The following is an 11,966-nucleotide window of genomic DNA, read 5'->3' as shown; positions in this document are numbered from 1 at the left end:
TTCCACGGAATAGCACACTTTGTTCACGCGATCAGGCAAGCGCATTCGCACAGATCAGCACCTGCAAACTCACTGAATCATTTCCCAGCATCCTGCCCTTTGCTCAGATCGATCATCGGAATAGAACCCGAACCCACCACCTGCGGAAGAATGCCGTTCCAGTGCTGCAAGCCGTAGAAGCGGGTGTATTCGGGATTGCTCTTCAGCGCCTGGCCGACGGCCTCGATCGCTTTGGCCTGGGCCGTCGCCTGCAGCACGACGGCCTGTGCTTCACCATTGGCACGCTCCACCGCTGCAGTGGCCTCGGCATTGGCAGTCACGGTTTTCTGTTCGCCCTCGAAGCGCTTCTGCGCCACGGTGTTTTCCGCCTGCACGGCAAGGTTCTTTGCGCGCACCGCCTCTTCGATGGATTGATCGAAGACTGGTGAGTAATGGATGCCCACGAGCTGCACGTCGATCACGTCGACATTGAACAGCCGCAGCAGGGCATCGCTGATGTCTTTGCGCATCTGCGCGGTGATCTGCGCGCGCTGGTCGGAAATGGTCAGCGTGTTGTATCGCGCGAATGCCGCCAGCGCGCGGTCGCGCACCACCGGCAGAATGGTGGCTTCGATATCCAACGAGCCAGCGCGCCCTATGTGATAAAGAAGATTCATCACCGCGGAAGTAGGTATCTGGTAGATCAGGCTGATGTCGATCGTGACTTTCTGGTTGTCGTTGGTATAGACGTCCAAATTGTTCAAGGTATAAACCGAGCGGCTCGTCTGCAGACGATCCACCGTTTCAAAGAACGGCACCTTAAAGTGCACGCCGGTGGTGAGCGGCGCACTCGTCATCGGCGTGCCGCCTAGCCATCGCGTTCCCGCTTCTTCGCTGGGCGATACCACGAATACGCTGTTGAACAGCAAAACGATCACGAAGAGGGCAACCAACAGCCCACCTACACGAAAACGACCGAGGAACGCGCGAGGATCCCTGGGCGGCAAGCTGAGCATGGAAAAACCCCTTTCCTGATGTCGGCGGCATCTTGCCGTAACGGCGTTGTGTTTGCGAGTGACCTGCGCCTGATCGCACACGATAGCAAAGCATGCCAAACTGGCCGCGTGCTTCTCAGACCCGCCGAACCGGAAGACGCCCTGAGCGTGGCGCGTGTGCACGTGCGCGCCTGGCAGATCGGTTATCGCCACATTCTTCCTGACAATTATCTTGCGCAGCTTCGCCCGGAAGAGCGCGCCCAGCGCTACGACTTCGCCACCATGGATATCCGTCAACCGATGACGTTAGTCGCCGTGGAAGACGGCACGATTCGCGGATTCGCCACCACTGCCCCCGCACGCGACAACGATCTGCCCTATCTTGGGGAGTTGTGCGCGCTTTATGTGGATCCCGACTGCTGGAACCGCGGTATTGGTGGCGCGTTGATAGCTGCCGCCCGGCAGCGCCTGGTCGAACAGGGATATCGTTACGCCCTGCTATGGGTGCTCGCCGGCAACGATCGCGGCGAACGCTTTTATCGCGCGGATGGGTGGATTCCGGACGGAATGGCCCGCAGAGAGCGCATCTGGGGCATGACGGTGGACGAGATCCGCTACCGACGGCCTCTACAAGGCTAAGCGACGAACGCGTCGCTACCCATTGCGTCAGGTGACGCAGCGAGTCACGTAGACAACGTTATCAGCTAGCCGTAAGGCTAGATTCCCGCGGCTTATAAGCGCTCTGTCGCTTCAGTCAAAACAAACACTTCCGCACACAATCGCCACGCCTTCTACGCTTCGCCAAGCGCCCCGTGCGCCCTGCCTCGAAGCTCATCCATTGGCGCATTTCCTGCTTACCGATTCTCAAAGACCGCACCCGCGGGGCATCCAAAACATCGAAGAAGAACAGGCGCTCAGGAGGGGGCGGTGGGCAGGCGCAAAGACAGCAGCATCGAGATGGTTTCCAAACTGCCCTGGCAGGCCGGTATTGTCCTTGGCGTCGCAGGTTATGCCGCCATGCGCTATGGCCTGGGCTGGTGCATGACCACTTTCGGCGGCCCGACCGGCCAGGCGCTGGGAATCTCCCTTGCCGCCGGCGTTTACGCCCCGATCGCTTGGTTGCTGCTGACTGCCTGTTGGCTTGCTGCGTTGATTTCCTTTCTGGACAGCCGGCGCCGCCAGCGTATGCTCGCCTCCCAAACCGGCCTGCGCAGCTTGAGTGCCATGGACTGGCGCGAATTTGAAATGCTGGTCGGCGAGGCTTTTCGTCGCCAAGGCTACAAGGTGCGCGAAATCGGACTGGGCGGTGCGGACGGCGGTGTCGATCTGATTTTGCACAAGGACGGCGCCACCACGCTGGTGCAATGCAAGCAGTGGCGCACCAAGCTGGTCGACGTGCGGGTGGTGCGCGAAATGTACGGACTGCTCATGCATCACCGCGCCGATGCGGTAAAGATCGTGGCCATCGGCCATTACACCGACGATGCGCAACGTTTCGTCCACGGCAAACCGATCGAACTGGTTTCCGGGCTAGCGTTGTTGACGATGGTGCGGGAATGTCAGGTGGCCGCACGGCGGTAGCGCGGGAAAGATCCCGCTCGATGTCGCGCTACGTTCTGAACAAGGCCGCCTGCCCGTGTAATACGCCCGCCTGATCGACCAACTGCCAAACGATCCCGTCGTTGATCCAGAAGCTTCGCCCCGACTTGCTGATGCGCAGGCCACGATAGCCAGTCGCAAAGCTCTCCTTGCGGACCTGTTCCAGAAATTGCTTTCTGTCTTCTACCTGCTGAGGTGGCGCAGACAATCGGGAAGGAAGCAGCATCAACTCATCCCAGGAGTATTCAAAGCAACGCTGCGCGGCAAGGTTGCCATAAATGAACAAGGGATCGGCACGTGTGTCGTGCGCCAGCAACCCGAAAGGTGCCTCCTCATAGAGCCAACCGGCAGCCTGCTCATCCGACAGCTCAGCTTCGACCAGGGGCTGCTTGAGCCAGCGGGCATAACTATGTGCGAACAAGCGATAAAGTGTTGAAGCCGCGACAGGAATAGTCATAGAAGTCCGTGCATCCAATGATGATAAAAAATCAGCTGCCGGTGCGATGCAGGCGCCCCATGGCGCTATAAGTTCTTCAACCGCGGATTGGGGCCCACCACCTGATCGCTGTCGACGGGTACTTCGACAAGCATGGATGGACGATCGCGTCGATATGCTTTCTGCATGATGTCGGAAAGATTGCTCAGGTCAGGTGAAACCCGAGCGCTCAACCATCCGCATGCGCGAGCCATCGCCCCAAAATCGATCCGCTCCAGCCCGCCGTGATATCGCGATGCCGGCGTATGCGGCAAGATCTTCGAAAGCCCTTGCTCCACGATGCCGTAGTTGGCGTTGTCCAGCACGAACAAGGTGATGCCGAGTTGCTGCGCCTCCGCCAGGCACCCGCCATAGAGTCGAAAGCAACCGTCGCCGGAAAACACGAAAACGTGCTTGTCGGGTGATGCGATTTTTGCCCCCAGCCCAACACCGTAAGCTCCGCCCATGGCGGAACCGCGATACAGCGAATAGATCTTTGCGTACGGATGGGGACGCTGGGTGACATATTGCCGGTCCTTGTAGGCAAGGCAAACGTCATCAAAGCCGAACGTATCAGGCTGCCACAGACCATCGAGCTTTTCGTAGAAAGCCACGATGTCCACGGCATGGCCACTCACGCGAGCAGGCGTGCCGACATTGAGATTCGAATAAAGCGGCACATCCTCATTGCAGATCTGCGGATTGGCCTGGCACCACAAAATGGTCTCGCGGATGATCTCCTCGACGTCACCTACCGTCTGCTGAAATTCTCCCACCACCCTGTGTCGGAAACTGCCATGCGAACTCCCGTACAAATGGGCGTTGGCCGTGATGTTCCAGACCAGGCCGGCCTTGGCCGGAGAAAAATTGACCGTATATTCATCACCGCAGAAACCGATGGTGATGAGCATGTCATGCTCGTTCAAGCTATCCCACAGCTCAGTAGCGCGGTCGTTTCCTCCAAAGCCCAGATAACCATAGGCATAAGGATTGTCTCTGGAAACGGCGTTCGCGCCGTTGATACTCCATACGATGGGCGCCCTCAAAACTTCGCAAAGCCGTGACGTAAGATAAGCCATATCCGGATAACGTGCCGCTTCGTCGCCGGCCATCACAACGATCCTTCCCTTTCTTCTCTGCGAAAGATAGCGCCGAAACAATGCGAACAAACCGGCGTGATCGACGGCATCCGGCTGGTTAAGAGCCATACCTATGCGAGGCACCCAGGATGTCATTTCCGACAATGCATCCGGCGGCAGAACAAGCGCCACGGGCTTGGACTGGTTCAGCTGATCCCGCGCGGCGGAAAGCTGCTCATCCAAAGTCTCGATGTCATCCAATACAAAGGTACCTTGCGGCAACTCGGCCATGAGCTGACCGATCATGTTGCTACCGGATTCAGTGGTGTCTTGCAAAGGCGACTGAAACGCCATGCTCGATGGCGTGGCGGCAATGAGATAGACGGCCGGAATGTTGTGCAACTTCGCGTCGCTTAGGCCGCACAACAAAAGCTTGCTCGCGGCACCCGTGGTGGCGGCCGCGGCGGCGATTGCGCCGGTCGCAAGATAGTGACCAAGCGGGACAAAGCCTGCCGCATATTCGCCGATCGTAAAGAATTCGATTTGATCACCGCGAGTGCGGTGCGGAACGTGAGGATCCATATATTTAAGCAAATGGACCAAACCGCCACCGGTTACACCGGAGCAAGTCCTGATTCCCCACTCTGTCATGGCATCGAGCAGGCGCTCGTAGCCGATTTGTGGCTCGACGACAACCATGAAAATCCTCCTCTATGTTCCGTTGCGATCAACAAGAGAAATGACTTGGCCGCTCGAAAATCATGTCGATGGCGCGCAGCAAAACCGCCCTATCTGGCTTGTGTAATAACTGGAGAGAAACTCATGCAACCCATGCATGCTGCCACGGATGCATGCGCTTACGTTTGCCGAAATGGGGGGGGGTGTTATCGATGCTATGCCGCGTTAAGTACGACAAATAAGAACTGACGCACACATACGCGTGAATTTCCGTTTTTGCGTATAGCTTTCCGAAAATGCTTCAACGTGTGAAACCCGGAAGATCATGCATCCGGCAACAACGCTGTAATCATGACGCGATATTGTCACGCGGCAACGTTTGCCTATTGGAGGCCGGTTTCGCTTCCACGAGGGTGACCATTATTGGGGGTTGCGCCAGGCATCCCGCAATCGATATTTCAAAACATGCAAATCGCTACGTCGCAGCTCGTCGCGGACTTCGCTCGGCGTCATGCCCAACGCCACGCGAAATGCATCAGTCATATGACTGTGGCTGTTGGAACCCATATCGCAGGCCAACGCAGCCAGGTTTTTTTCGCCCTCACCCAGGCGCCCAACCGCCGTACCTAATCGTTGTTGCAAACGAAACTGGCGCAAGGACTGACCGGTGCATGCGCGAAAAATCCGGCATAGATGAAACGGCGAGCAACCGGCCAGCTTGGCCAATTCGTTCACGCCGAGATTTTCTTCCGTCCGGCCGATGATGGCTTCTTCCACACGCGCTACCTGCCGCATCACCTTGATGTCCTGCGCCATCGATGCGCCCGCTTCGTAAGACTGCGCTAGGTAGCCGAGCGTGTCGGCCAATACCTCTTCCGCATCTTCCGCGTCGTCACCGCGCAATAAGCCAAGCAGCAATTCCACATGCGTTTTCTGGAAGCGCAGATCGTGACCAAAGGCGCGGCACGACTGGCCTGCATCGGAGCGCACTCAAATCTCTGGAGATATTCCTAAGCGGACTCTCCCCTCTCATCATGCAGCAATCACATGCGGCACAAACCGCGATGTATCCCGCGTAATCAATGTTGCGTCTTCGCGAATGCCCATACCGGCCGGTGTATCGCCAACCACCCAGCTTCCGATCAAAGGATAGCCACCCTCGAACCGCGGAAGCGGATGAAACGCCTGCCGAATGACCGGACACTGCGTATATCGCCCAGGCGAACTGATGTATTCACCATCGGGCAATGCGATCTGCACGTTCGCCCCTTCGCGCGAGAACAGCGGTTTTCTTACCCAGCCCGGCGGCAGCGGTTCAGATGGCTGTTCATCAAAGAACGCCGGCAACAGATTGGGATGGCCCGGATAACGCTGCCACATCAGCGGCATGATGCCCTTGTTGCTCAGCACGGCTTTCCACGGCGGCTCGATCAGTTGCAAGCCGGAACGAGGCAGATGAGGCCCGTATTGATCGGCAAACAAATGCTCCAGCGGATAAAGCTTGAACAATGTGCCGATCACATTATTCCGTAGATCGGTGAACGTGCCCTGGCGCGAAAGTCCGATATCTTCAATCGCAATCATGTCGCCATGCACACCCGCCTGGGTCGCACAGTCGCGCAGATACTCGATCGTACCCTGGTCTTCCAGGCTATGACGCACAGCCGTGAAATAGAGCGGCCGACGCAACGATTTGCCGATTGTGGCAAAAGCCAGCACCAGCAACTCCTGCAATTGATTGTATTGATCCGCGTCTCGCGAAAGCAGGCCACGCTGCTGCTGTTCTTCCAACCATATCCACTGAAAGAATGCCGCCTCGTAGATGGAAGTCGGCGTGTCGTAATTGAGTTCGTAGAGCTTGGCCGGGCCGGTACCGTCGTAAACCAGGTCCATGCGACCATACAGATGCGGCTGCCGGCGGCGCCACGATTCGGCGATCCAATCCCAATAGGGCTCCGGGATCGCCAGTTGCTTCATCAAGGCCTCGCTCGCGATAACCTCGGCCACCAGCGACATCGCCATGTGGTGAAGCTCACCCGTTGGCGCTTCGATATCGCGCTCGATCTGCTCAAGCGTGAACGTGTAATACGCGGACTCATCCCAATAGGGTTCGCCGTTAACGGAATGGAACCGAAAACCGTATTGCACAGCGGTGGCCTGCCAATCGGGCCGCGGATCAATAGCAACACGTTTCACGTGCCCACCACCTCAACCGCCATGGCCACCCTCGCCGCCTTCGCCTCCGCCATGGCCAAAGCCACCACGCCCGATGGTATCGCCCTCGCCCACCGCTTCACTGGATGAGGTGGAACGCCAGCCGCCGACGCCACCCGTGTAAATGTGACCATAGTGCGGCGAGTAGTCCGTATCGTCGCGCTTGCGGAAGACAGGGCCGGCCGGATAGTAGGTAGTGTTACCGCCGTACAACGCGCGACCGATCAGAAAGCCATTCATGGCCGGACTCCAGACCGGGCTGCCTTGCACGGCTACGTTTTCCTGGCAGGCATCTTCGCTGTAATCCTGCGCGCATTGCTCATGCGTGGCATAGCGTGGCGCGACGTTCGGCGCTTCGGCCGCGGCGTGAGTAAAGGCTTGCTCACAAGTGGCTTCCGGTACGCCCGCCTCGGTGCAATTGCCCAGCGTCGTAAACGACTGCTGGCTCTTTTGCGCGCTATCGCACGCAGTGATGAACAGCGGCGTCAATCCCATGACGACGAGCGACACCGTCCTGGAGCGTTTCATGCCATCCCCTGATAGGCATTGATGATGAGCGCATATTATCCAAAAAATGGCCGATGAATCCCCCATCCGCCTGCCTCGTTTCAGACGGCATGCGACAATCCGCAACACCATCCCCAGCAGGCAGCCCCCATGTTCGGCTCTCAGAACCTGTTGCAAGCTTTCGACCGCGTCACCGACTACTGGTCGCCCAAAGTCATCGGCCACGTCAACGATCAACTGCTCAAAGTTGCGAAACTCAAAGGCCATCTGGTGTGGCACGCGCACGATGGCGAGGATGAGCTTTTCTACGTGGTGAAAGGTCGCATGCGCATCGAGCTGGAACAGCAAACCGTCGATCTGTGCGAAGGGGATTTTTTCACCGTGCCACGCGGCGTCCGACACAACCCGGTGGCGGAGGACGAATGCTGGATCCTGCTGATCGAGCCGGCATCGACTAAGCACACGGGTGATGAAATCACACCGCAAACGCGCAGCCTGGACGAACAGCTCGCCTAGAGCATCCCTAACTTCCGGAAAGCATCATGTCGTCGGCAAGCCCTTGCACCGCGCCGCCGCCATTACGCTTGGCCGCGTACATGCGTTCGTCCGCAAGAATGCACAGGCCCGACGGTGTCTGCGCATCGTCCGGGAACATGGCTAGCCCGACGCTTGCCCCTACCTGCATGGTGCGTCCTGCTATCGGCAATGGCGTCTTCAGCAATTGCTGCAACGTGCCGGCCACATTGGCGGCTTCCTGACGTGTGATCGGGCCTTCGAGCACCACGGAAAATTCGTCACCACCGGTTCGCGCAAGCGTGTCGACACGGCGCAACCGCGTGGCAAACAGGAGCGCGACATGCTGCAGAACTTCGTCACCCACATGGTGGCCCATGGTGTCGTTCACCTGCTTGAAGCCATCCAGGTCGATAGCGAGCATGGCCATGCGCATGTGGCGTTGACGGGCGCGCTCGATGGCGCCGCTTATGCGGTCCTGGAACAGGCGCCGGTTAGGCAGCCCCGTCAACGCGTCGTGGTATGCAAGATGCTGGTTTCTTTTCAGCTGACCTTCCAGCAGTAGCAGGAGCATGCCCACCGCCACCAGGTACTTAGGCAGATTCCACACTTCGGCACCGACCTGCACAGTGGGAAAAAGCACGTCGAATGTCATGCCCAGCGGAAACACCAGCGACCAAGCCAACAACCCGAGCAGGGTGACAACGAATCCACCCGTTCTGCGCTGCTTGTAGAAAACAAACTGCAGGCAACACGTGAAGTAGGCCACGAACAGTGGCAGCACATTCATCAGGTCGGCACCGTGCGTGGAGAACTGCCAGCGCAGCAAGGCCGCAGCAAGCGCAATGTTGAGCCCCACGGCGATCCAACGACTGGCCGGCCGCTGCGCACGCGGCGTCGCAGCCACGATGATCAGCGGCACCACAGCGAACAGACTCGCGGCGCCAATCATGATGGTGGTAGGCGGCAACGTCGGTAGCGATGTCAGCGCCAAGTAGAGTGTGTAGACCGCCGACATCGCCCAGAACAGCAACCGGCTTCCCCACTGCCCTGGTCGCGGGTCCATCGACCAGCGGAAAAGCTGCGCGCACCACACCAAGGCGGCCGTGCCCACGATGTCGGCGATAACGCCGCTCATGCCCGGCACATCGAGAAACGAGTAGGCGGCGAAATGCAGCTCGACGCAAATCCAGCCCGCCAGCCACAGCCGCGTGACCATGCTGCCAACCGGACGCGACACCGTCACGAACGCGTAGATCAGCAATCCAACCGCCAGCAAATCAGGAACTTCTTTCCAGGACATGCACTCAACCCACGCTAGTGGGAAACCTCATATAGATGAATCGTGTTGCGATATGGGTTACGCGACGTCCTTATCCGCTTCTTGGTACGGCGACGCCATTCCTCATGCATGGCTGCCGCGGCCATCATTGTCTTGGAGAAGCCCCTGAGCGCGAAGACTGCCTTGGCAGCAGGAGCCGTCAACCCAGAGAAAATGTAGACCAGCATATTCAAGGTCCGTTACAAGATCGGCAGACGCGCGAATATCTTTAATCCCCGCTACGCGATTGCACCGTCGTCTCTTGGCGTGGATCGCATCAAGATGTCTCGCACGCGTGCATCGCCGGCGCTCGGCACGGACAGTTGATATCGCTGCTCTTTCCCCTCCCCTGTAGTTGCTTCTATTAATCATCGTTTTTCTCCCGCGGCGCAACAGGTAAAAACATTGCGATTATTAAATCGATCCAATTAATTCTTTTGCTATACGCCATGAAGAAACAGCATATGCCTTTTAGTTCATACACTTATCCATTGCACAATTAAATTTAGACCGTGGCAATTTTCCGTTGCCAGTGCTTTTCTTACGGCTTATTGCTTACAGCACTTTCGACGAAGGCGCGTGTCACCGCGACCGTTCGCACTGCTTGACGGTCCCGTTCTCGCCACTGAAGTGGATGTACGTACATGATGAGTTTGAACTTCAAGCTTTGACGGCAAGAAGAGCTGGCGCTAGGCGAAACAAAAAAAAGCCGAGGGGTTTCCCCCTCGGCTTTCATTTCAACGAGAGAATCCGCCTATCAGTTCGATTCGGTGAACTCAATATACGGCGCAGAACCACCCACAGCGGTGCAGCTACCGAGGTTCAGATTGTTGCTCTCGCCGGTGCTACCGTCATTGGCGATACAAGACGGCGCGGCGGTCGAGCCGTAACTGGCAGCAATTTTCACCGTGATCGACGAACCGCTGTTGAAATCGGCTTCCGAACCGCCGGCGTTGCCGACCACATTGAACTCCGACTGCTTCCAGACAGTCGCTATGTAGTTCACGCTATCCTTGCCGCTGACGCTATAAGCGGTACCGCTATAGGTAAAGGTGACCGTGTCGTTGCCACCCGAGGCGGCCGTACCCTTCAGTGTCACGCTACCAAGCTTCGTGGCCGGCACGTCGGGAGCGGTTACGTAATTGCTGTTCCGGTAACAGTCGCCAGAACCGTCGCTGCCCCAGCCGCTCGGGCAACTGCTGCCGCCGTAGCCGATCAGCCAGTACTGCCAGAATACAGCGGCCGAACCTTGCGTCTCATAATCCGGTGCATACACAGCCTGCTGCCACACGGTGCAGCCGGAGTGGCCTTTGCAAGCAGATGTGGTCGAGGTGAATTGCGAGTTGATCTGCAGCGAATATTCGTTCGCACCGAGGATACCGCCGTCGCCATAGGCCGGCACGCCAACACCCGTCTCGGATGTCACGCCCGTCACGGAGGGGAAGCTGCCCGTCGTGCTGCTGATCAGGGTCGAGCCCGGCGATTGCAGCACGTAGTCGTTGCCGTTGCCGGCAGTTTCCGGCAGAAGATGGGCCTGCTTGATCTTGGTCGGCAGTGTATGTGTGTGCGAGGTCAACTGCTGGCACGCCACCTGCTGCCAGATGATGCTGGGATACGCGGCATGGAAGCAGCCTTCTGACGGCGTGGCGATCTGCGCCATGTCCTCACGCCAAGCTTGGCGCGCGACGGCCTCGATAGGCCCCACTTGTTCATCGGTCTGTCCAGAAAAATCCACAGGCTGCGCCGCAAATACTGCGGGAACACAGGCAGCACTGATAAAACCAGCCAAAAGAGCAAACTTGAACTTTGCTTGCATTTGATTCTCCCCAGAAACAAAGTGGCAATGAGTTCGACTCCGGACCATCCGAGAGCCGCGGCACTACAACAGCGACGGCATCCGTGCAAACAGCAACCAGCCTCTCTCCCGAAGAGGCTTTTTCACAAACGGATTAACGTAGAGCGAGCCGTAACACAGACTTGCCCCGCACTTACCAAGACGTTCGAACAGACCCCTTCCCTACCTGCCCAAGCGCGTTTTTCGCGCTCGACGAAATCATTTGGCACAAGCAACCCCGGCGGCTGCATTAATCGCAACCGTGTAGTGAGCGATGACAACTTGAGATTTCCCCCGCAGACACTAAAGGCGCATTCGCATTGCGTCTCCCCGCATTAATCATGGCCCCTTACTGAGTCGAGTTGCTCGCCCAGCGCGTTGGAGCATGCAGATCGATATGTGTAGGAAACGTGATACAAATCGCCCGCAAAACCTTGCGGGTTTCCGTAACTGCGTTGAATACATGGCGTCTTTTTGGCCACCGTTTTCAGCCTCAAAATATGGCCCGAAAAGACAATGCCGCTGACCTGAATTGACTGTCGATCAGATCACATTTCACGCAACCAGATTGACGGAAGCAGTGCCATACAAAACGTGTATCGCGACCTCGCTCGCTGACGAAGATCACGTAACCCTATGCCGTTGTCGACTGGATGATTGAATGCAAATGCTGATGGATCTAAAGACCTAGCCTGCATAGCCGTTAATGCTTATGACGACATTGGTGGCCACCCGAGTGTGCTAGCAATCTCCTTATCCGGCTGCCAAGCAG

The 11,966-nt window shown here is 57.6% G+C and carries 11 protein-coding genes; 3 read left to right on the top strand and 8 right to left on the bottom strand.

The window, feature by feature from the left end:
• Window positions 1-77 precede the first annotated feature (77 nt).
• A complete protein-coding gene (locus tag ISP18_RS07390) occupies window positions 78-995 on the bottom strand; it encodes an SPFH domain-containing protein (RefSeq protein WP_380008821.1) in 918 nt (305 codons plus the stop codon).
• 108 nt (window positions 996-1,103) lie between these two features.
• Between ISP18_RS07390 and ISP18_RS07385 the strand changes: the two genes are divergently transcribed.
• The gene (locus ISP18_RS07385) at window positions 1,104-1,613 is read left to right on the top strand and encodes a GNAT family N-acetyltransferase (protein ID WP_380008818.1); all 510 of its coding nucleotides are present in this window, start codon (window positions 1,104-1,106) and stop codon (window positions 1,611-1,613) included.
• 288 nt (window positions 1,614-1,901) lie between these two features.
• Complete coding sequence (locus ISP18_RS07380; protein WP_380008815.1) at window positions 1,902-2,555, top strand: restriction endonuclease; 654 nt, start codon at window positions 1,902-1,904, stop codon at window positions 2,553-2,555.
• A gap of 28 nt (window positions 2,556-2,583) precedes the next feature.
• On the opposite strand, the gene ISP18_RS07375 is transcribed toward ISP18_RS07380, so the two are convergent.
• From ISP18_RS07375 to ISP18_RS07355, 5 genes are all read right to left on the bottom strand, one after another.
• Entirely contained in the window at window positions 2,584-3,030 is a 447-nt protein-coding gene (locus ISP18_RS07375; RefSeq protein ID WP_380008813.1) for an MEKHLA domain-containing protein, read from the bottom strand.
• 65 nt (window positions 3,031-3,095) lie between these two features.
• Window positions 3,096-4,826, bottom strand: a complete 1,731-nt coding sequence (locus tag ISP18_RS07370; protein ID WP_380008810.1) for a thiamine pyrophosphate-dependent enzyme — start codon at window positions 4,824-4,826, stop codon at window positions 3,096-3,098.
• Window positions 4,827-5,225: 399 nt separating this feature from the next.
• Entirely contained in the window at window positions 5,226-5,795 is a 570-nt protein-coding gene (locus tag ISP18_RS07365) for a helix-turn-helix domain-containing protein (protein ID WP_380008807.1), read from the bottom strand.
• 42 nt (window positions 5,796-5,837) lie between these two features.
• Window positions 5,838-7,001 (bottom strand): glutathionylspermidine synthase family protein, encoded by a 1,164-nt coding sequence (locus tag ISP18_RS07360; RefSeq protein WP_380008804.1) that lies wholly within the window; start codon window positions 6,999-7,001, stop codon window positions 5,838-5,840.
• A 12-nt stretch (window positions 7,002-7,013) separates the two neighbouring features.
• Entirely contained in the window at window positions 7,014-7,547 is a 534-nt protein-coding gene (locus ISP18_RS07355) for a DUF1190 domain-containing protein (RefSeq protein WP_380008801.1), read from the bottom strand.
• A 129-nt stretch (window positions 7,548-7,676) separates the two neighbouring features.
• On the opposite strand from ISP18_RS07355, the gene ISP18_RS07350 reads away from it, so the two are divergent.
• Window positions 7,677-8,042, top strand: a complete 366-nt coding sequence (locus ISP18_RS07350; RefSeq protein WP_380008798.1) for a cupin domain-containing protein — start codon at window positions 7,677-7,679, stop codon at window positions 8,040-8,042.
• 7 nt (window positions 8,043-8,049) lie between these two features.
• Here ISP18_RS07350 and ISP18_RS07345 read toward each other — a convergent pair whose 3' ends face one another.
• Both ISP18_RS07345 and ISP18_RS07340 read right to left on the bottom strand, forming a co-directional pair.
• Window positions 8,050-9,342, bottom strand: coding sequence for a diguanylate cyclase domain-containing protein (locus ISP18_RS07345; RefSeq protein ID WP_380008795.1), 1,293 nt, complete (start codon window positions 9,340-9,342; stop codon window positions 8,050-8,052).
• Between the two features lie 775 nt (window positions 9,343-10,117).
• Complete coding sequence (locus tag ISP18_RS07340) at window positions 10,118-11,176, bottom strand: hypothetical protein (protein WP_380008792.1); 1,059 nt, start codon at window positions 11,174-11,176, stop codon at window positions 10,118-10,120.
• Window positions 11,177-11,966: the final 790 nt, after the last annotated feature.

The sequence above is a fragment of the Dyella humi genome (assembly GCF_044904605.1).
Classification (GTDB): Bacteria; Pseudomonadota; Gammaproteobacteria; order Xanthomonadales; family Rhodanobacteraceae; genus Dyella_B; species Dyella_B humi.
This window is presented reverse-complemented; position numbering and strand designations above follow the sequence as displayed.

Bases quoted from the DNA above. Each gene is read 5' to 3' on its own strand.
- ISP18_RS07340 (WP_380008792.1), bottom strand. From the start codon at position 11,176: ATGCAAGCAAAGTTCAAGTTTGCTCTTTTGGCTGGTTTTATCAGTGCT.
- ISP18_RS07375 (WP_380008813.1), bottom strand. From the start codon at position 3,030: ATGACTATTCCTGTCGCGGCTTCAACACTTTATCGCTTGTTCGCACAT.
- ISP18_RS07345 (WP_380008795.1), bottom strand. From the start codon at position 9,342: ATGTCCTGGAAAGAAGTTCCTGATTTGCTGGCGGTTGGATTGCTGATC.
- ISP18_RS07390 (WP_380008821.1), bottom strand. From the start codon at position 995: ATGCTCAGCTTGCCGCCCAGGGATCCTCGCGCGTTCCTCGGTCGTTTT.
- ISP18_RS07350 (WP_380008798.1), top strand. From the start codon at position 7,677: ATGTTCGGCTCTCAGAACCTGTTGCAAGCTTTCGACCGCGTCACCGAC.
- ISP18_RS07355 (WP_380008801.1), bottom strand. From the start codon at position 7,547: ATGAAACGCTCCAGGACGGTGTCGCTCGTCGTCATGGGATTGACGCCG.
- ISP18_RS07370 (WP_380008810.1), bottom strand. From the start codon at position 4,826: ATGGTTGTCGTCGAGCCACAAATCGGCTACGAGCGCCTGCTCGATGCC.